This window comes from Pseudoalteromonas sp. A3 (assembly GCF_025942345.1).
GTDB classification, from domain to species: Bacteria; Pseudomonadota; Gammaproteobacteria; order Enterobacterales; family Alteromonadaceae; genus Pseudoalteromonas; species Pseudoalteromonas atlantica.
On sequence record NZ_JAPCKL010000010.1, the window covers coordinates 81905 to 102034 of the forward strand.

Below are 20130 nucleotides of genomic sequence, written 5' to 3' on the forward strand. Positions count from 1 at the left end.
GATTTTAACTTTTTTAAGGTTTTTATATTAATGGCAACATCAGTATTAAATTCAGTAAAACCATGTGAGGTCACGATTAAAAGTCGTGACCTTTGCATGGCTGAATTTAATGCATTTAAGCCACCGTACAATGACGAGTCAATGGAAGAGCTAGCCAGTCTTGCGACTATTATATTGGCGCAAGAAAAAGGAAAAAGACTTTCAAAATATCAACTTAAAGATCAAATAAGAATTGTCTTCCAGCATGATGGCATTATTAAATTTTTTACTCATTTTAAAAAAGAACATGGCATAAAAAACACAAAGATTGGTGATTCTAATGATATGAGTTTTTCAGCAGCGAAATTAAAAGCGGCCGAAATATACAAAAAGAACACCTCTAATTACACATTCGAATTTGTAGTGAGTAAACAAATAGAAAACTTACAGGCAATTAATAAACATAGCCCTAGCAAGTTAGCTAGCACCACAGTAAAAACATACACCTCTTACCTTAATGCAATTCAAAATGCCTTTGGTAAAAATACGTTATTTCAGACTATTACGCCTGAGATAATAGAAGCAACGCTTGACCAACTACTAACAGAGAAAAGTGGCCCGCATGTGGCTAAGCAATTCGAGCAGATGAAAAAACTGTGGGTATTCGCAAAAAATAAGTATAATAACGGCACTAATCCATTCCTAGAAGTAGACAATAATTATATATCGTCTAGAACTTCGAAGCCTATTGCTTGTAAGGCCTATACTGATATATCTCTAATTTCTCAGCTATACATAAACCTAAAAACATCTAAAAATAATACATTAATAAATGCCGTACTACTGATGATGTTTACTGGGCTAAGACCCATAAATATTTGTAACTTGCGTCTGTCGTATATAGATGATTTAGATAATCCTAAGTTTTTAACGTTTCCTGAAACAACCCATACCACTCGCGGTGTTATGAAAAACCAAAAAGAGTTTAAAATACAACTCACACCCGAGATGAAAAAAGCAATACAGCAAGAATTAAAATTAAACCCAGACACAAACCGTACCTACTTATTTTGCAAGGTTAAAGACGACTCAAAACCCATCAGTAAAGAGAGTTTAAACCGAGCTCTTAAATATCATGCGCCAAAAAACATGGTGGCGGCCCCGCGAGATAACATAAATATAAAAGGCTCAGCCGGAGCATTTCCAACACTACTTCGCAGCTTCTTAAAATCGCACATGAAAGAAGTGCTAACTAAAAAAATTGGGTCATCAACAATTGCTGAAATTGAGTCTAAAAAAATGCTTCATCACTCTGTTTCAGAGCACGATCCGATGAGTAAACATTATGACCACTCGAATAAAATATATAACACTGATATTAAAGCACTTTATAAAAACTTTTCCCTTTTTGAGAAGGAAATACTTAAAGAAGTAAAAATACAGACTAAGTTAAAAAACAAAACGGTTAAAAAATCATTTTTTAAATTAGATTATTCAAATAAATTTATCGCCAAAGTCAAAAGTACAGTAAGTGCTTATTCAACTATCTGGAGTAATATAAACCAGCAAGCCCGAAAGCTTAAAAAGAGCCGCCCTATGCATATATTAGAGTAGCGTTTACATATAGCTATATAACTTTTTCTTTGCTTACAAACCCTATAAAGAGCTTTTACTAGGCGGTGCAGACTGATTTCTTATAAAAGCGGGGATATCAAAAATATCAGATGCTTTTGGCTTAGTAGCGACTACTTTAGAGCTTGACTCACTTTTATTGTCATCAATAACCATTTTAGAACTCGCGCCCGTAGCAATAACTAGCAGCTCATAATTGGTCGATAAGCTTTCTATTTTTGAAACACCACAAATAACTAAAGCATTTGAGCTTACTTGCTGACGTACTGTATCGGTAATGAGGTTATAACTACCTAGTGAAATTTCATCTTTACAGTTCACTTGTATTATCACACCTGTACTTGATGACATATCAACCTGATTAACAAGTGGGTTATTGAGTGCACTATCAAGTGCAGTAGTAAGCTCGCTTTCATCATTGCACTTACCAACACCCAGTACAGCATCACCCTGGCAATCCATAATTTTAGCAAAATCGTTTAAGTCAACATTAATAAGCCCCTGAAAACACAGCATATCGATGAGAGATTTTATCAATGAATGAAGTATTTGGTTGCTATGCTTAAAGGCGTCAAATAAGCCAATATCATTACCTAGCACTTCAATAAGTTGATCGTTAGGGAGCGTAATAACAGCATTAGCATGCTCTTTAAGCTCATTTAAACCTGCTTGCGCTATATTACTCCTAAACTGCCCTTCACTGCTAAATGGCAATGTAGCAACAAATATAATGGGTTTGCCATGCTCACTAGCAAGTTTTGCAATGTAAGGGCTGGCGCCAGTCCCAGTACCGCCACCCAACCCTGTTGCACACAGTATTATATCGCAGCCATTAATAAGCGTTAAAAGCTGCTCTTTACTCTCTTCTGCCGCTTGCTGTCCAACTTTGGGATCGGCCCCTGCACCATACCCATGAGTGAGCTCTGCACCTATCAGTACCGCTTCATCACTCTGTGTATGTTCAAGTACCACTTTATCGGTATTTACACTGTACAAGTGCGCCTGCTCAGACTCGCGCTGTTCAAAAATACTGTTAAGCGTATTACAGCCACACCCACCAATACCAAATACACCAATCGATAAACCATCATTTTGTTGAATTAATTGAAACATAATCACTCCTTAACTTTTAAAGGAGCATAACAAATAGGTGCGTCAATTTTTGACGCACCTAGACTTTAAATTAATCAAAGGTAGTTTGCAGTAGCCGCTTTAAGCTTATGAACAATTCTTTGCCGCAGCTTTTCAGGTTTAATAACCTCAAGCCAATGAGCACATTGAAATAGCTCATCGGTTAGTTGTTCTGTATCAATAGTTTGGTAGGTAAGTAATACACTTTTTTCATCAATATGTTGCTTGTCAATCAGCTCGCCAAGTTCAATAAAACCTTGATTAACTGCAGAGTGGTTAGGCACTTTTACAATTAACTCGATCGTTTCTTGCTTCATACCTTTATTAATCGCACTGCGTAATGACTTTAACTGCTCAGTGCTTGGATCTCTTCGTGTTTTTTGCAGGATATGAATATTGCGAATGCGATAAATCGGCATTTGATAGCATTTATCGTGAAGCGACCCCACCATAAACTGCGCCATCAACACACCGCCTTGCTCAACTAAGTTGTAAAAACTCAACTCAGCAAACTTCAACCAATGTGCTTCATCGTAAAGTACCCTATAAAGTTCAGCGCTCACTGCACGCTTATGATTAATCGCATGCTCAATTTGTGCCACTAACTGAGCATCAATATTCACTTTTAACGAAGGCTTAGGAAGGGTTGCAAGCCAGTCAGGTACATGCCCATTAAAACGTTTAAGCGCCTGCTCTGCTTTAATATGCACTGACTGCTTAACATCACTGGGGGTCGAGTGTGGTAATAACTGCTCCAACAATAAATAATGTTCAGCCACTTCACTGCCCATTATTTTTATATTACCACCTCGCCACTGCGAATTAATAGACCAACCATACGGTTTACTGCGCGTGTCTTTTTCAAGGCCAAAACAACCTTGCTCGTAAAGTGATTGCAGGTCACGTTGGAGCATACGGATTGAAATATCAAAGTCACGTTCAAGCAACTTTTGCTGCAACTGGTGGGTCGAGATAGAGCTTGGTGCTATTGGCACAAGCTCTAAAATTGAAAAGTGACGGCGTGAATTCATTGATTAACTTTTATATCAATATTCAAAACCATACTTTTCTCGGTGGCACTTCATGTATTCGTGTGTTTCTGGCGGCATTTTAAGTTGCATACTTTTATCAATCGATAACTTATTTAAATCTGTTTCGCTTATCAAGCCTGATATCAAGATAAAACCATTCGAGTCAAAGCTTATCAAGCCTTTATCAAATAACGCATCTAAATGTGCAGCAAGTAACAAGCCATTGAACGGGTCTACCCTTTCATGGGCCTCAGCATCGCGCCAAGCCTTGATATGTGAAGCGCGAAGTAAATCTCTGCATTTTATGCCTGTTAAAGCGCAGCCTTTCCAAATATCATCTAAAGCCGCTCTATATTTACCTTGCCCGATTCTAACTTTAACGAGAGCATCTTTTTCCGTTTCATCTAAATTTTTAGATCCAACTATTTTATCGATCGCTTCATCTATTGTAGCTTCTTGTATCACACCAACATCGATATGCTTCCCAGCCGATAAGGGCGTAATTAAATTTGTCGAAAGTACTTTAAGCAAGTGTTCATAGCTAGCTTTATTTTTAGATTCTACCTCAAATTTCAATTTTAATTCACTTTCAGCAGGTTTTTTCGACTTAATAGAAAAATTAAGCTCACTTGGAATTCTTTTTATTACTGGCAGTGTTATTTTTACAACACAGTGACTTTGGTTACATTTGATACTTAATCTCGGCCCAACTGAATCTCTACCGTATTTGAAAACCAGATTGTTATACCAACCATATGGAAAGCTAGGTTCTCTATACTTCTCAAGAAACCCAAGTAGTTCTTTAGTCAACTCATAAACTTTAGGATGCTTGTCGAGCCACTCTTTAGTTTTCTTTCTTTTAGTTAAATCTGGAGTCCTTTCAGTCTTCTTTAATTTTGATAAATTTGTGTTTTTCTTGTCGTTCATAACGCTCTTCCAATTAAAATAAAATACAATGAATTACACAACTTTGTAACTCTACATTTAAATAACAAACCCTATCTTCTGCTTTCCGCCTTCTTTTAGGTCGTTTTGTTCTCGTAAAATCGATAACATTCGCTCTTGAGTCATGCGCTTTTTTGAAAACTTCATTTGCCTTTTTACAATCGCAAAGTCACCTGGTGTAAGCTTTGTAAGCTTGTATAACTCATGCATTAGGTGCTTATTTAACACTCCTGGGCCTAATGTATCTTTAAATAATTGCTTAGCCTGTACCGGAGTCAAATAGGTTAAATTTAAATTAAAATCAAATCGCCTCATTACCGCTTTATCTAAATTTTTAGCAAAGTTAGTTGCGGCAAAAAGTGGGAGTTGAAATTGCTCCATATAACATAGTAATTCATTAAGTGTTTGCACCTCCCAATTTGCATTAGCTTGTTCGCGGCTGCACAACAAACCATCAGCCTCATCAATAAAAATTGCACTTCCTTCTTGTGTAGCTTGTTTAAATAGTTGAGCAATATTTTGTTCACTTTCGCCAACCCACTTACTTAATAAGTCAGAGGCTTTGACTGAAATGAGTTTAAAATCAGCTTTTTCGCATAAGTAATTTACAAAAGCTGTTTTACCTGTACCAGGCGGGCCCGTTAGCAAAGTTCGTGAACTCGCATATTCAATTACAGCCTCTTCTACCTGTTCTAGCGATGCATACTCAGACTCTATATTTACCATATTAGGATTAAATTTTTGCGCTGCTTGATAAGTCAGCTCGTGTGTTGAAAAGCCGCATGCAGTTAAAGTATCTTGAATATTCTCTTCTATGCAGTCACGCGCGGTTTGTGCTTTAAATCCGCATAACCTAGCTACATGAACAGCTTTAGCAATATGAGCTGGCAATAAGTTTTGTTGGACAGCTAATTTACTTATAAAACTGTTACCAACACTCAAACCTTTAACATATTTGCCAATCATTTTTTCTTTAGTTGTTTTGTTTAGCTCAGGAATTTCGTAAACAATATTAAATCGCCTAATAACGCTCTGTGGTAAATCTTCTAGATGGTTAGTGATCCAAATACTCACTACAGGGTGGTTTTCAATATAAGTATGAAGTAACTCCTTTGAGAAGCTTTTAGAGAATAAATCACGCTCAAAAATGTTTTCACACTCATCCAGTAACAGCATTGTTTTTTTACGTTTACCTACCAACTTACTCACCACATTAAAGTGCTCTAAACGCAACTCAGAGCTTGCGCTTCGGCTATCGAGCTCGTTTGTTGGGCTTATTAAATTACTACCTTTAGCTTGCACCTTAAGCAACTGCGAACCACACGCTTGCGCTATATATTTCGCCAATGAAGTTTTACCCGAACCTGGCACACCATAAAATAGAATACTTAATGCTTGATCACCCGTCTCAGTCGCATTTTGCGTAGCTTTTAGTAAAGTATTTAAATCTAAGTGAGATAAATCAGCAGCGCTAAGCTCAGAAGCTTCACAAGGAGAGACCAAGTTAGATAAAATATCACTTTCACTATTTAACATACCCTCGAGAAGACTTTTAGCAATTGCGTTTGGTAATATTAAAAACTCATCTTCCCCAGCAAATATCTCCATATCCATTGAATACATGCCAGATTCAATAATTAATCCAATTTGCTTGTTGAGTAGTGCTTCATCAATACCAATCACATAAGCTATTTTTTCTAAAATAACGCTCGCGTAATCGTCACGTAAGTATTCGACAAGTTCGCGCAATGGCTTACTGAGCGTCATGCAACACGAAAAAATAACTAATGGAGTTACCGCTTTTGGTAGATCAAACGCTTTACAAAATATATGCACATTTTTTTGTAACGTTTTAGGCATTGTGTTTATTGCTAAATGATCTAATCGGGTGATCAAATCATCAGCATCTAAGCCCTGTAAATTTGTATAGTTAAAGCCAGAAATGTTACATAAAGCCTTTTTAAATAGCTTATCGTGCCAAAGCTCTTCTACGTCGAACTCTTCTAATAATTCAGTGGCAAAGTGTGCAACAATTCGTTTTAATTGAGTGGTTGTGTTCATGCTATGTACCTCGTTCTTATTAACTGATGTAGCTATATTACTAAGCAGAAAAAGGTAACGTACCCACAAACCTGTCTTAAAATAAACGCATAGTACATTGATAATATTAGTTTTTTATTTTTTTGTTTTCTTTCGGTTTGTTTTTTTATTAACCCCTTGTTTTTTAGGCCCTGCAAAGGCATAAATTAAGCTATAAAGTTTTTTTGGACTCTTATGAAAAATGTAAATTTAGGATCGGCAGAAAACCCTATAATCCTCAAAAATAAGCATCAAGATACCGAGTCCGAAAAATACTATGCCAGACATAAAAACGGAGACATGTATACCCATAGGCCTCTTCTACAGATGCATACTAAAAACAATCATGAACTAGACAAAGATGACCCTGAAAGTGGCCTTTTTGCTTTTCATAAACTAAGAGATGACCAAGACTGCTTTACAAAAAATGTTATCTCCAATCCTCACTTACAACCATTAGAGGTGAAAATTTTATTAGCACTCAATGAATTTTTTCAAGATCATTGGTCTCATGAAATGGTTTATATCTGTAGTTCCAAAAAATTAAACCTTGATAACTTTGGGGACGATGAGAGCTTTTGGATAGCTGAGGGAAATACAGAGTCTTTGGTAGAAGTAAATAACGTCCCACTATATAAACTATTAAGAAAGGCACTAAATATAAGTATTAGCAATGAAAAGCTTAATAAAATACTCATAAGATTAGATAGTTTTCACTATATCAGTGTCACACCGGTTACATTCGAAAACTCTAGGCTCGGTATTAGTCAAAAACATAATAAAAACCAACGAGCTTATTTAAAAATAATACAAATAAATGAACTTATGGACTCTAAGAATCTAACAAATATATGGCTAGCCAAAGATTAAAGTGCGAGTTTTGAGCCCGATTTAAAAACCGAGCTCTACTCGTTCTACATTATGTTTATTCAAAACCACATTCAGAAAGCTTAATTTTTACTGTTACCGACTGGCTGCCATCACATACAGTGGGTAAATCAGTTTTTATTTGATACTGCTTTGACGCGCTGTGTAAACTCCACTTATCTTCGTGCGGGACCTTTTTAGTTTTAATGGCTCCACTCATAAAGCGATCTAAAGAACGGTTAAAGCCACGTTTAACGCCTTGCTCAAAAGCTTCAGCAATCAATGTATTTAATGAATCATCTACAACTTTATTTTCTGAACTTTCACTATCAACATCTTGGCCCATAGCACATTTAATTTTTTCTATTAAATCTTCCATCCTTGCAGTAGGTGTATCGCCTATTGAGTCTAGTTCTGTTTCGTCTTCAATGCGCCCAATCCACTTATTCATGCTCTCAGAACGAATACTTGCATCTCTATTTTTATAGGTCATTACTGTTATCCTTTAACTCTATTTATTTTAAAACTCTGCGCTTGCTCAAATATTTCTTTGTACACTTCATCGCGGCTAATTGGCGGCATCCCAAAGGGACTCTTCAAACCCGACTTGTGTTTTTTTTGCGGCTTTTTTAGTAGCAGGCTTTTTTGATGCAGCGTCCATGTGGTCTCTCTTTGCAAGAATATCAATATAAATTATTGGCTTATCATACCGCAAAGGTCGTGGGTTTTTGAGTGTTAATTAGTAATAAATTGGTATTAAAAGTAGGGATGCTTTGTAAATGTAAGGATGAGGGTAAACTTATGCTTTTAGCAATAAAAACCCGTATGTGATTTATTTAAAATGCTCAGTTATTTCAGTTTAATGAATAACCTGAATCTGTACCTTTTACTAACTTTACATGTTGCAAATGGGTTTGATAATACCCGCTTACGAAACGTATTAAAACAGCGATGATGCAAGCGTATTTGTACATAAAGCGAGAGACATTGTCTCTCGCTTTTACTTTAAGGCGTACTGCAATCATTCATTATTTAAATATAGCCACTTAACACTATGAGTAACTGAATTTATTTTTGCAGCAATTTTAGGCTTAGTCGAAAGTATTTAAATTAACTTGCTAGAATTTGTATAGCCTTTTTAAAGTTTTACGCATCTGGAATAAGGGTATTTAATATTTACTAATCAATTCATTAAAATTTAAGTACCTCTGTGCTTTTTCATGCCCTTGAGCAGCAGCTTTTTTGAACCACTTTTTAGAAGCACTCAAATCCGTATCGATGCTTTCTTCTGTTGCATATAACAACCCTAGAGAAAATTGTGCATTAGCGTTATCTTGGTTCGCAGCTTTTAAAAACCAACTAATAGCAATATGAACATCTTTAACTACTCCTTCTCCATTATGATAAGCCAAGCCTAAAAGATATTGTGCTTCGGCGTATCCCTGTTCAGATGCTTTTGTTAACCAGTAAATTGCTTGATTTAAATTTTTATCAACCCCTTTACCTAGAAGGTAGCTAAGACCAACTTGAAATTGTGCCACTTCTGTACCTTCCATCGCTGATTTATAATTAAGGCTAAATAGGTATTTTTCATTAATAGGTTTTTTTTTAATTTTATTTAATAAATTTATAGCTAATTCATCTCCAGTTTCAGCAGCTTTACTGAGCCACTCTATACTTTTTTCAATATTTTTCGGTATTCCTGTTCCCATGTAATAAAAAGAACCTAAGTTTAACTGAGCACCCACCAGACCTTGTTCAGCAGCTTTTTTTGTCCAATAGAATGCTTTTTTATGATCTTTAGGAAAAGTTTCAGATCCCATAAAATATAAATCACCCGCATTATTTTGAGCAACAGCACTACCCTTTTTTGCAGCCTTTAAATACCAATCTAAAGCTAATTTTTTGTTTACTTTAAAACCGAGTCCGTTAGCGTACATTTCACCCAGCATTACTTCTGATGTAGCGTCGCCCTCTTTAGAACCTAATATAAAATATTTAAATGCAGCGTCGTAATTTTTCTTCTTGAGTTAAATATCTCCTTTTATTGTATTCTCGTTTTTTGTAATTTCGTTTGCTAAGACAAAGCCTGAACATAAAAATGTCAATAAAAAAATAAACCGTAAAGCTCTCATAAAGGTTTTCCATGAATGTATTTCTAATCTATGAGCATATTAAAACTAGATTTTAGTGTGAAATAGAATTTAAACATGCTCTTTTAGTAGTAATGTTAGGCAACTACTCTGCTGAGTTATCAGATATCTGTTTAAGGTTCTCATTTATTTTAAAAAGAACAATTGTTAACTCACATGATATTCTGGCCGCTAATGCGCCAAAGCCAGCGACAAATAGACCTGAAATAAATTTGAAAAATGTAACACCTCCATATCCCCCGAAAATTGTGGTTAATCCAGAAAAAGCCGCAGCTATCAATAATAACCAATACACAAAAGTAATTATTTTAGGGGTTAACATTGAGTCAAAAAAAAGTACATCTTTCATTTTTATTCCTTTTATTATTTAGTTAATCCAAAATTGCTTAGATTTAAGTTTAGAGCGAAAAAGCTTATAGGCTGACTTCATAAAGTAGTTAGTGAATAAATATAAAACAGTGTGATTTAGTGTGAAATACTATAATTATTAGGTGGTTATAAATATTGTGGGGATTGTTGAAATATTCAAAACAAATGGTTAAACTCTCCCAAAAAATAATAAAGCTCTCTCTGTGAACTATAAAATCAATGACTTTTTAATCTCACCAGATATTAATTCAGCATCAAAAAACAACGAAAAATTTGAACTGACCTCTCAAGAAGTAATTGCACTTAAACTGTTTTTTTCGTCCGATGATGGTTTTGTTGATACACAAACTCTTGAATCAGAAATTTGGGGGGAGCGCATTGTAACTAAAAACTCACTTCGCAAGCTAATAAGTGATCTACGGTTAAAATTTGGCGATAGGGAATCATTTAAAAACATAAGAGGCAGAGGCTACAAACTTAATTTTGAATCGTTTGAACCCTCGAAGGTTACTCAAAAAAAAGTAAATGATTATAAGTATTTGTTCACTTTACTATTTATTATTTTGATATGTATTGTTGCAATTTTATCTTATAGCTATAAGGATAAGATTGAAACATTACCGAAGGTTTCTACCCAGACCGTTTTTGAATCTAAAGATTATATTTTGGACTATGCAACTTATAACAATTCGCTATTTGTTACTGCGAGAGACAAAAACACATCAAAATTATACAAAGTTTTAAATCGTCAAAAGACAGTGTTAATGTCGGAGAATTATTCTGGTGCTTATCGCGGCTTAGAAATTCATACAAGTGGCCGCACCATAATGCATGTAGTTGAAGATTCAAAATGTAAAATTAAAATTTTTCAGAGGCCTGTCGAAGACCAAATAGATGAGATCCCCTGTAACAGGCAAAACGCATTCCCCTCTTTTGATTGGATTGATGATAATAGATTTTACATTACTTTTAACGTTGATCCGAGTTCATCAATTAAACCTTTTATATATGACCTGTCAACTAAGCGATTGGAAGAAGTTTCTAGCATCAACTTTAAGTCAGAGAATAATAAAAACTTTATTGATGCATACATTAAAGGACACAATGACGGCGTATTTTCATTAAGAGAAAATCATTTAGATGAGATGTCATTGACTTATTTTGAGGGTAGTAATAGAAAAACATTCTATAAGTTTAGAGCTAAACCCTATTCCGTGGCAGTTGCAGAACACAACCTATTCTTTGTAGGTAATAACAATGAGCTATTTATGTTGCCCTTATCTGATGACATATTGTCTCAAGATATAAATTTATCGCTATTAATGGCATCACAAGCAGCTAAAATTGATGACCCATTAATTCTAGAGAAACAACTCTATTTAACTTTAGGCAACATTGCAAAGGAAGTTATATATAGTTCATCTGGAAACTTTACTTATAGTTTAGAAAATGGTGTAAGAGACTTCACCTATACTGATAAGGTGCTTACAATTTTAGCATTAACAAACAGTGGTTATGCAATTGAGCAACTTAAAGACGGGCTAGTTTTTAATTCTATTTACTTCGATTCAAACCTGAGTTTTAGGCATGTAGCCTTTTACCAAGGTGACATATTTTTGGCTGGTTCCGATGGTATTTATAAATTAGTTGAAAATAAATTGACTCGAGTTAGCAATATAAAAACCACCGAGCTCGTGTCTAATGGTAAATGTATGATTGCAGAAGGTGAAGGCATTCATTTACTTGACCAAAAAACACATACTTTCATAAAGATAGTGGAACAAGGTGAAAGAGCATTTCAAAGTGAGCAAGGTTGTTTTTTTGTTGATACTCTTACAGGGAATATTGTTAATGAAAATCGTGAAATAATAAGTAAGCAAACAAAGAGAAGACTTCTAATTGAGCACAAAGGAAAAATTGCACACCGCTACAATGTTAAAGAACAAACACATATTGTGGATATTAATACCGGTAAAGTAATAGAAAAAACAAAATCACGCGCCAGATTTACAAAGCTTATTTCCTATGAGGACGATATTCTATATTTAGGTGAAGCTGATGTTAATACTTCTATTTTGAGATTGAAATTAGATTAAAAGCGTATCAGCTATAATCACTCTAAACTTTTTATAGCTAAGGTATTTAATTCCCATTGCGTGAGTGAAAATATTGAAATTTTTTTTGCTTGTAGCATGTTTTAAAAGTGCAATTTTTTGGGGTAATGGATATGCAGGTATGTTGTGGCTTTACATTAATAATTACATTCGCTTAAGGGGAATTTCAAAGCCTACCGAGTAGTTCACTTAGGGTTTGTATATTTTCAATATGTTTCAAGTCACTCTATTCTATTGTGCTAAAGCAACTTTTTAAAAGATAAATTTAATCTTCGCTAATATTTTATTTATTGAAATCAGAAAAAATATCCGTACTTGCAAAGTACACGTCAAACATTATTATTAATAATAACTTATAGCCGGAGAGTAATGATGACTGAATTTTTAATGATGATTTTTCCAGCGATAGTCCTCACTATTGGCTTTGCATATATCGTGATGAAGCACGACAAAGAAAAGTAAAGTTAAGCTCATTTATAAGCATAAAAAAGCGAGCCCAGGGCTCGCCAGAGTTTATGAGCTTTCTATTAACCGTAACCAACTGTCTTCTGCAGCTACAAAATATACATTAGGTTTAATCATAAATAGCTGCTCAAATTCTGCAGTAAACAACCCACAAAATTTTGTTATTTCTTCAATATGCATAAGTAATAAAGCATACATTTCAATACCCTCTAAATACCGCTCTGAGAACTCAGGGTTAACAGCTAATAACTGTTGAGAAATACTAATACCCAAAACACTCCCCACGCTATCTCGTTGTAAATAAACGTAATTGGTGAAGCCCAGCTCTAGTGCTTGCTTATCAATAACATCAGCTAATAGCAAAATAGTTGAACTGTCATCCCACGGTGATTTACTAGCGCGTACATATTGGCGGATGAATTTCGATTGTTTGTCTTTCATGGTTTTTCCTAGTTATTTGTCCTAAAACTAACTAGGCCTGAGTGATGGTAATTGACTAGAAGAAGCTGTAAAAATTGAGCAGATTTGCAAAACACATCAAAAGCATTAAGGTTAGAGTATAACTTCAAATATTAAGGGGTAGAAATGAGTGATTTTATATGGTTATTACCGGCTGCTGTGTTGACGATAGTTTTAATTAAACTTTTTCAACAAGCTAAAAAAATAGATTAAGTAAAAACAATACAAAACTTTTGGTTGTAACCGTCGGCAGTTAAAGTGACCTATAAGTCACTTTAAGGCCTAAAATACAGCTTAATGTTACCTAAAAGGCACTTTATTTTGAGGATTAAATAAGAAAAATCTAAGTTTTACTTTTGTTAACTACCAATTATCTTTTCCAAATTAATTCTATAACCTACAAAACACAAATATAAGATTCAAAGACTCTACAAGTCTAAAATTTTCAACTATTCAGTTAATACAATTTGCTTTTTAAGGCTGCTTTTTAGATACTAACCAAGTGCTGACGAATTACATAAAATCGTAGCACAAACCATAGCACGACAAAGCAAAACATTGTTTTATAAAGATTTAATTAGAAGCCTTATAACCATCACAGTTAATGCACTTGTTATTTATAAGTAGTGCCATGCTAGCGCTTACTCACTTGCTACTTTTTTATAGGGGTTGCGGGTATCTTGGTGCTCATCTAAATTTCGCATTAATATTGCATGCTCTAAATTAATGCGTGTATCTAATCGAATTTTAACGTGATGCCCAGAGCCTTTGGCATCGGTAATACTTTCGCCCTTTTTGTTTTGCATATATTCAAGCTCAAAAGTAATGTTACCTTGTGGTGTCATAAGCTCTAAAGAATGCCCAACGCAGAATTTATTTTTTACCTCTATTTCAACTAAACCATCAGCATAGCGCCCGATTACTTCCCCAACAAATTGCTGCTTAGTTGATACAGAGTGACCGTATTCGTAGTTTTGATAATCTTGATGGGCATGGCGCTTTAAAAAGCCCTCGGTGTAGCCTCTATGCGCTAAGTTCTCAAGTGTTTTAAATAAGTTAGTATCGAATGGTTTACCCGAGGCCGCATCATCTATGGCTTTTCGATACACTTGTGCGGTGCGCGCTACATAATAAAACGATTTTGTCCGCCCTTCTATTTTTAAACTATGTACACCCATTTTTGTTAGCTGTTCAACATATTGCACAGCGCGTAAATCTTTTGAGTTCATAATATACGTACCATGCTCATCCTCAAATGCTGGCATATACTCCCCTGGGCGCCCTTGCTCTTCAAGCATGTAAATATTATTTGTTGACGCACCTTCACCAAGAGTAGGAATAACTTGGTTCGGATCAATTTTATGCACCATCTCACCCGCTTCGTTTTCAACGCCTGGTTTTACATCGTAATTCCAGCGGCAGGCATTCGTGCAGGTACCTTGGTTTGGGTCGCGCTTATTTATATAACCCGAAAGTAAACAACGCCCAGAATACGCCATACATAACGCCCCATGTACAAACACCTCAAGCTCAGTATTTGGGCAAAGCGTACGTATTTCTTTTATTTCTTCAAGCGAGAGCTCGCGCGATAGAATAACTCGCTCAATACCTTGTTTTGCCCAAAACTGAACACTTGCATAATTAACTGCATTTGCTTGCACCGATAGGTGAATAGGCATGGCTGGCCAATTTTCACGTACCAGCATAATTAACCCAGGATCTGACATAATCAGCGCATCGGGCCCCATAGCAATCACTGGTTCTATATCACGTAAATACGATTTAACCTTTGCGTTATGCGGAGCAATATTTGAAACCACATAAAACTTTTTATTTTGCGCATGGGCTTCATTAATCCCTATTTGTAATGTCTCTAAATCAAACTCATTATTACGTACCCGCAAACTGTAGCGAGGCTGGCCGGCGTAAACGGCATCGGCTCCATATGCAAAGGCGTAGCGCATGTTTTTTAAACTCCCCGCAGGGCATAACAGTTCGGGAATAAAAGAAGTTACAGAAGAAACAGCTGGCATATGCGCTCCGTACAGCTAACCGAGTAGAAGTCGGTTACATGATTAATTAATTTACAAGCGCGGCATTATAAATGCGCCAAACATTGTGCTTTTGATCAAGATCATAAAACTGCAACCAAACTGGTTTTTAATAAAATTAGGTTTTTTCAATTAAAACGCGTATAATTCGCGCCCGTAAATATTCACACTTTTATTTAAAAATTATTGGAGCATAAAGATGGCTTTAGAGCGTACTTTCTCAATCGTAAAACCTGATGCAGTAGCAAAAAACCACATCGGCGCAATCTACAACCGTTTCGAAACTGCGGGTCTTAAAATCGTTGCAGCTAAAATGGTTCACCTTTCAAAAGAGAAAGCTGAAGGTTTCTACGCAGAGCACAGCGAGCGTCCTTTCTTCGGTGCTTTAGTATCTTTCATGACATCTGGTCCAGTAATGGTTACCGTTCTTGAAGGCGAAAACGCTGTTCTTAAAAACCGTGAAATCATGGGTGCTACTAACCCTGCTGAAGCACTAGCTGGTACTTTACGTGCAGACTACGCTGATAGCATCGACGAAAACGCTGTTCACGGTTCTGACGCTGTTGAATCTGCTGCTCGCGAAATCGCGTACTTCTTCGCTGACGAAGAGCTTTGCCCACGTACTCGTTAATTCGAGTTTTACAGTTAACGCTGTAATGCAAAGTAAGAAAAGGGCTTTCGAGCCCTTTTTTAGTCATTACGTAAAGTATCCTTAAGTGCATTTTGATATTTTACTTAATGATTAAAGTGGGTGAATTGTGTACAATTCGCCCTTGTAAATTTTATCTCCACCGTCACCGATTGAGGTTGTTTCATGACCGAGCAAAAAAAGATTAACTTATTAGATTTAAACCGAGATGCAATGCGCGAGCTATTTGTATCATTCGGTGAAAAGCCATTTCGTGGCGACCAGGTGATGAAATGGATTTATCATTTTGGCGTTGATAACTTTGACGACATGAGCAACGTTAATAAAAAGCTTAAAGAAAAGCTTAAAAACGAATGCGAAATTGTTGCGCCAGAAATCTCTGTTCGCCAGCAAGCAAGCGACGGCACAATTAAGTACGCATTAGTGCTTGATGGCGGCCAAGAAGTTGAAGCTGTATGGATCCCAGAAAAAGACCGCGCCACCTTGTGTGTATCTTCGCAAGTGGGTTGTGCCCTTGAGTGTACATTTTGTTCAACTGCGCAACAAGGCTTTAACCGTAACCTTAAAGTGTCTGAAATTATTGGCCAAGTTTGGCGTGTAGCTAAAGACATAGGCCTTGATGGCAACAGCGAAAAACGCCCAGTTACCAACGTAGTAATGATGGGGATGGGCGAGCCCCTGCTTAATATTAAAAACGTAGTGCCGGCAATGGAACTTATGATGGACGACTGGGGCTTTGGCTTATCTAAGCGCCGCGTAACATTAAGTACCTCAGGGGTTGTACCTGCCCTTGATTTATTAAAAGAAAAAATAGACGTAGCACTTGCTATTTCTCTTCACGCACCCGATAACGCTCTACGTGACGTACTTGTACCAATTAATAAAAAGTACCCAATTGAAGAATTTTTAGCCGCGTGTCGTCGTTATATCGATGGCTCTAAAGCAAATAAAGACGTGACCATTGAATACGTTATGCTAAATGGCGTTAACGACAGCACCGACCAAGCACATGAGCTGGTTAAAACGCTTAAAGGTACACCTTCTAAAGTTAACCTTATTCCGTTTAACCCGTTCCCGGGTAACGAATACACACGCTCTAGCAACAGCCGTATTGACCGTTTTTCTAAGGTTTTACAAGCTGCGGGTATTACGTGTATTGTGCGCCGTACTCGTGGTGACGATATTGACGCCGCCTGTGGGCAATTAGCCGGCGATGTTGTTGACCGTACTAAACGTATGGCGAAAAAGAAAATGCGTGACGATAACGCAATTAGCGTAAATATCCAGCAAGCATAAGCCTGTAACCACCCTGCGTATATTCCCTGTGCAGGGTGGTTAAGTTGTTTATTTTTAAATAAATGATGCAACACTAAGGGTTTTAGGTAAGATAGGCGCTATGGATAGAAAAACAGAGACAAGGTAATGCGATCTTTACTTGCTTTAACACTTTCAACACTTGCCCTTACAGGGTGCGTAAGTGAAAGTAGTTATAACGGCAGTGACAAACCCGTCGTCGAAAACAAAATCAATAATGCAGGCGCAGCACGCACACGTATCGCCCTCGCTTTACAATACTTAGAAACTGGCAACAACTCGCAAGCAAAGTATAACCTTGAGCGAGCTATAGAATTTGCCCCAAATCTACCTGAAGTACATTACTCTCTTGCTTATTATTACCAACAAGTAGGCGAAAAAGAGCGTGCCGATAAAGCCTATCAAAAAGCATTAGCAATTAAGCCTGACGATCCGAACACGCTTAATAACTACGGTGTGTTTTTATGTAGTATTGAAGAGTATGACCGCGCGACCGATCAGTTTTTAAAAGCAATTGATATTCCAAGCTATATTCGCGTTGCCGAAAGCTACGAAAACCTTGCATTATGTGCCATAGAATTTAACGACTTTGAAAATGCAGAGAGTTACTTTAAACAAGCACTTAATCACAGCTCGCAACGTACATCGACCCTAATAAGCTTAGCCGCCCTTTTTTATGCTAAAAGCGATTTACATAAAGCCAGCGAAGTATTAAAGCGTCATGACGACACCGGCCGAGTGTCTGCACGTGCTTTATTGCTTGGTTATTTAATTAAGCAGCGCATGGGCAGAATAGAAGAAGCAGAAAAAATTGCCGCCACCATAATGCAAACTTACCCAACAAGTAAGCAAGCCTATGCTATTCGCGATAATCGTACTAAACAAACTGAGTTTGAAATACTGCGCGAAAAATACCGTAAAGCGCAGCTCGAAGAGCTTCAAGAGCAGTATGGCGAAGAGCAAATCAGTGTTGAGCAACCAAAAATTAAAATTATCCGAAAAAAGCGCCCAACTACCGATAATTCGACCAGCTTAATTTCTCCAGGGGTTGAGCCTTCAAGCCCAGTATTAAATGAGACGGCAAAAGCACAGGCAACCATTGCCGCAGCAAACAAACAAAAAACCGTAGCTGAGCAAAATGATGACGCTGCCACTCTCACGCCTGCGGCTCAACCAACGCAGGCTGAAGTAGTTACAACAACAAAAGCTGTAGTGCCAGCTGCGGCAGCGGCTCCAACCTTAACAAATACTGCCCAAGTAGCAACTACAACTACAACATCTGCGCCTGCAGAATCTAATACAGATACCGCAGCGGTGCTTTTGGCTTTAACAACAGATCACCAAGCGCAACAAACGTCTACACCCACAGCTGAGCCGCCAAAAGCCGTCGCTAAACAAACACCCAAAGATGATGACGAAGTAAAAATAATTTCATTTGGTGCGCCAAAACAAGCTAACTTTAACACCCCACAAAATACACGCCCTGCTGCAAATGGCCCACAGAATACGGGCTTAAATAATTCGGTAGTATTTTATGAGGCTAAAAAAGACAGTGCGGTATTTAGTAATAACCCATACAGCGACAGTAACGACATTACACTAAAAAACTACCAACCAAGTGTAAAACAAGAGCCTCCCATGCTTAATCCAAAAGTCCCCCCTTTAAAGGTGCCTTTTCATATTATTGAGTTTGGTGAAAACCTATTTAGCATTTCAGTGCGATACAATGTTAAACTACAAAAACTCCTGCAGTGGAATGGTCTAAAGGAGTCGGATCGTGTTATCAACGGAAGTAAAATTTATTTAAACGATCCTAATATTTATTACGAGATTAAAGCTGGCGATACCCTTTACGACATAGCTACCCAGCGGCATGTATTAATTGATGAATTAATGCGATGGAATAAATTAAGCCCAGATATAGAACTTACACCTGGGCACAGACTATTACTAGTGGATCCAAATTCGTACCTATTATGACAGAAGAAACTACGCAACAAAGCGATGAGCCAAGTGTTGGGCAACTATTAAAAGCGCATAGAGAGCAGGCTAATGTAAGCTTAGAGTCACTTACTGGCCCACTTAAGCTTTCTATTTCTCAGCTGCAACGCTTAGAAAGCGATCAGTACCAAACGTTAGGCCCTATAACCTTTGTAAAAGGCTACATTAAAAACTATTGCCGTGAACTACACGTCGATAGCGCCCCTATATTAGCTAAATTGCCAGCACCGCCCGAGCCTACAAAGCCGGCTAACATGCAAAGCTTTTCGCGCCGCACAGAAAAAGAAGCCCACGACAGCCGCCTAATGCTGGTGAGCTACATTATTTTAGCCATTGTTATTGGCTCATCTGCCTTATGGTTTTGGCAAAATGCTACGCCTATCGATGAGCAAACAAGCACAATCAATATTGAAAACTCAATTTTAGATAACCAGCAAAATAACAACGCGCTAAATAACAACGCGCTAAATAACGAAAGCGAGAACACCTCGCAAATGCCAGCAACACAGGCAGTTGAGCGCACACCGGCTGTAATGCCTTTAAGTGCTGAACAAGTCCCCTTAAGTGAAGCCGTTAATGCCACGGCGCCTATTGCCGCTAGCACCCAAACAGCCACTAACGAGCCCGACACGCAAAGTAACACCAGTACAATTAACATGGTGTTTAACGATGAGAGCTGGGTAGAAATACACGATGGCGAAGGTGAGCGCATAGCATTTGGCGTAAAAAAAGCAGGCTATAAAATGGCTGTAAGCGGCACCCCGCCTTTTTCAGTTGTGCTGGGTAAGCACGACGTAGTTAGTGTTTCTCTAAACGGCGAACCAGTTGATATTTCTGGTTATCCTAAAAATCGTTTAGCCAAATTTAAATTACCATTAGCAGAGTAGTCGC

At 37.1% G+C, this 20130-nt stretch carries 16 protein-coding genes; 7 read left to right on the forward strand and 9 right to left on the reverse strand.

What is annotated here, in order from left to right:
- The first annotated feature begins 30 nt into the window (after positions 1-30).
- Positions 31-1593, forward strand: coding sequence for a tyrosine-type recombinase/integrase (locus tag OIZ54_RS15795; RefSeq protein ID WP_248443380.1), 1563 nt, complete (start codon positions 31-33; stop codon positions 1591-1593).
- Between the two features lie 42 nt (positions 1594-1635).
- Here the strand turns inward: OIZ54_RS15795 and OIZ54_RS15800 are convergent, their stop codons facing one another.
- From OIZ54_RS15800 to OIZ54_RS15815, 4 genes are all read right to left on the reverse strand, one after another.
- Entirely contained in the window at positions 1636-2724 is a 1089-nt protein-coding gene (locus tag OIZ54_RS15800) for a cell division protein FtsZ (protein ID WP_264390790.1), read from the reverse strand.
- A gap of 74 nt (positions 2725-2798) precedes the next feature.
- Positions 2799-3773 (reverse strand): helix-turn-helix transcriptional regulator, encoded by a 975-nt coding sequence (locus OIZ54_RS15805; protein ID WP_248443378.1) that lies wholly within the window; start codon positions 3771-3773, stop codon positions 2799-2801.
- 15 nt (positions 3774-3788) lie between these two features.
- The gene (locus OIZ54_RS15810; RefSeq protein WP_264390791.1) at positions 3789-4700 is read right to left on the reverse strand and encodes an HNH endonuclease; all 912 of its coding nucleotides are present in this window, start codon (positions 4698-4700) and stop codon (positions 3789-3791) included.
- Positions 4701-4757: 57 nt separating this feature from the next.
- On the reverse strand, positions 4758-6779 hold the full coding sequence (locus OIZ54_RS15815; RefSeq protein WP_248443376.1) for an AAA family ATPase: 2022 nt from the start codon (positions 6777-6779) through the stop codon (positions 4758-4760).
- 213 nt (positions 6780-6992) lie between these two features.
- On the opposite strand from OIZ54_RS15815, the gene OIZ54_RS15820 reads away from it, so the two are divergent.
- On the forward strand, positions 6993-7667 hold the full coding sequence (locus OIZ54_RS15820; RefSeq protein ID WP_264390792.1) for a hypothetical protein: 675 nt from the start codon (positions 6993-6995) through the stop codon (positions 7665-7667).
- 55 nt (positions 7668-7722) lie between these two features.
- On the opposite strand, the gene OIZ54_RS15825 is transcribed toward OIZ54_RS15820, so the two are convergent.
- The 3 genes from OIZ54_RS15825 to OIZ54_RS15835 form a co-directional block, all read right to left on the reverse strand.
- Positions 7723-8157, reverse strand: a complete 435-nt coding sequence (locus OIZ54_RS15825) for a hypothetical protein (protein ID WP_248443374.1) — start codon at positions 8155-8157, stop codon at positions 7723-7725.
- Between the two features lie 676 nt (positions 8158-8833).
- A complete protein-coding gene (locus OIZ54_RS15830; RefSeq protein ID WP_264390793.1) occupies positions 8834-9616 on the reverse strand; it encodes a tetratricopeptide repeat protein in 783 nt (260 codons plus the stop codon).
- Positions 9617-9902: 286 nt separating this feature from the next.
- Entirely contained in the window at positions 9903-10166 is a 264-nt protein-coding gene (locus OIZ54_RS15835; RefSeq protein ID WP_248443371.1) for a DUF4282 domain-containing protein, read from the reverse strand.
- 223 nt (positions 10167-10389) lie between these two features.
- Between OIZ54_RS15835 and OIZ54_RS15840 the strand changes: the two genes are divergently transcribed.
- The gene (locus OIZ54_RS15840) at positions 10390-12282 is read left to right on the forward strand and encodes a winged helix-turn-helix domain-containing protein (protein ID WP_264390794.1); all 1893 of its coding nucleotides are present in this window, start codon (positions 10390-10392) and stop codon (positions 12280-12282) included.
- A 531-nt stretch (positions 12283-12813) separates the two neighbouring features.
- Here the strand turns inward: OIZ54_RS15840 and OIZ54_RS15845 are convergent.
- On the reverse strand, positions 12814-13206 hold the full coding sequence (locus tag OIZ54_RS15845; protein WP_248443369.1) for a hypothetical protein: 393 nt from the start codon (positions 13204-13206) through the stop codon (positions 12814-12816).
- A gap of 659 nt (positions 13207-13865) precedes the next feature.
- The gene (gene yegQ, locus OIZ54_RS15850; protein ID WP_264390795.1) at positions 13866-15257 is read right to left on the reverse strand and encodes a tRNA 5-hydroxyuridine modification protein YegQ; all 1392 of its coding nucleotides are present in this window, start codon (positions 15255-15257) and stop codon (positions 13866-13868) included.
- Between the two features lie 217 nt (positions 15258-15474).
- Here yegQ and ndk point away from each other — a divergent pair, with 217 nt between their 5' ends.
- The 4 genes from ndk (at position 15475) to OIZ54_RS15870 (ending at position 20126) form a co-directional block, all read left to right on the forward strand.
- On the forward strand, positions 15475-15906 hold the full coding sequence (gene ndk, locus OIZ54_RS15855) for a nucleoside-diphosphate kinase (RefSeq protein WP_004586996.1): 432 nt from the start codon (positions 15475-15477) through the stop codon (positions 15904-15906).
- 183 nt (positions 15907-16089) lie between these two features.
- The gene (locus OIZ54_RS15860) at positions 16090-17220 is read left to right on the forward strand and encodes a bifunctional tRNA (adenosine(37)-C2)-methyltransferase TrmG/ribosomal RNA large subunit methyltransferase RlmN (RefSeq protein ID WP_004586995.1); all 1131 of its coding nucleotides are present in this window, start codon (positions 16090-16092) and stop codon (positions 17218-17220) included.
- Positions 17221-17346: 126 nt separating this feature from the next.
- Positions 17347-19218, forward strand: a complete 1872-nt coding sequence (gene pilW / locus OIZ54_RS15865; protein WP_264390796.1) for a type IV pilus biogenesis/stability protein PilW — start codon at positions 17347-17349, stop codon at positions 19216-19218.
- Positions 19215-20126 carry a RodZ domain-containing protein gene (locus OIZ54_RS15870; protein ID WP_121638270.1) on the forward strand — a complete coding sequence of 304 codons (912 nt, stop codon included), beginning with the start codon at positions 19215-19217 and terminating at the stop codon, positions 20124-20126. The genes pilW and OIZ54_RS15870 overlap by 4 nt, the downstream gene beginning before the upstream one ends.
- Positions 20127-20130 lie beyond the last annotated feature (4 nt).

Bases quoted from the DNA above. Each gene is read 5' to 3' on its own strand.
- OIZ54_RS15795 (WP_248443380.1), top strand. From the start codon at position 31: ATGGCAACATCAGTATTAAATTCAGTAAAACCATGTGAGGTCACGATT.
- OIZ54_RS15800 (WP_264390790.1), bottom strand. From the start codon at position 2,724: ATGTTTCAATTAATTCAACAAAATGATGGTTTATCGATTGGTGTATTT.
- OIZ54_RS15805 (WP_248443378.1), bottom strand. From the start codon at position 3,773: ATGAATTCACGCCGTCACTTTTCAATTTTAGAGCTTGTGCCAATAGCA.
- OIZ54_RS15810 (WP_264390791.1), bottom strand. From the start codon at position 4,700: ATGAACGACAAGAAAAACACAAATTTATCAAAATTAAAGAAGACTGAA.
- OIZ54_RS15815 (WP_248443376.1), bottom strand. From the start codon at position 6,779: ATGAACACAACCACTCAATTAAAACGAATTGTTGCACACTTTGCCACT.
- OIZ54_RS15820 (WP_264390792.1), top strand. From the start codon at position 6,993: ATGAAAAATGTAAATTTAGGATCGGCAGAAAACCCTATAATCCTCAAA.
- OIZ54_RS15825 (WP_248443374.1), bottom strand. From the start codon at position 8,157: ATGACCTATAAAAATAGAGATGCAAGTATTCGTTCTGAGAGCATGAAT.
- OIZ54_RS15830 (WP_264390793.1), bottom strand. From the start codon at position 9,616: ATGCTGGGTGAAATGTACGCTAACGGACTCGGTTTTAAAGTAAACAAA.
- OIZ54_RS15835 (WP_248443371.1), bottom strand. From the start codon at position 10,166: ATGAAAGATGTACTTTTTTTTGACTCAATGTTAACCCCTAAAATAATT.
- OIZ54_RS15845 (WP_248443369.1), bottom strand. From the start codon at position 13,206: ATGAAAGACAAACAATCGAAATTCATCCGCCAATATGTACGCGCTAGT.
- yegQ (WP_264390795.1), bottom strand. From the start codon at position 15,257: ATGCCAGCTGTTTCTTCTGTAACTTCTTTTATTCCCGAACTGTTATGC.
- ndk (WP_004586996.1), top strand. From the start codon at position 15,475: ATGGCTTTAGAGCGTACTTTCTCAATCGTAAAACCTGATGCAGTAGCA.
- OIZ54_RS15860 (WP_004586995.1), top strand. From the start codon at position 16,090: ATGACCGAGCAAAAAAAGATTAACTTATTAGATTTAAACCGAGATGCA.
- pilW (WP_264390796.1), top strand. From the start codon at position 17,347: ATGCGATCTTTACTTGCTTTAACACTTTCAACACTTGCCCTTACAGGG.
- OIZ54_RS15870 (WP_121638270.1), top strand. From the start codon at position 19,215: ATGACAGAAGAAACTACGCAACAAAGCGATGAGCCAAGTGTTGGGCAA.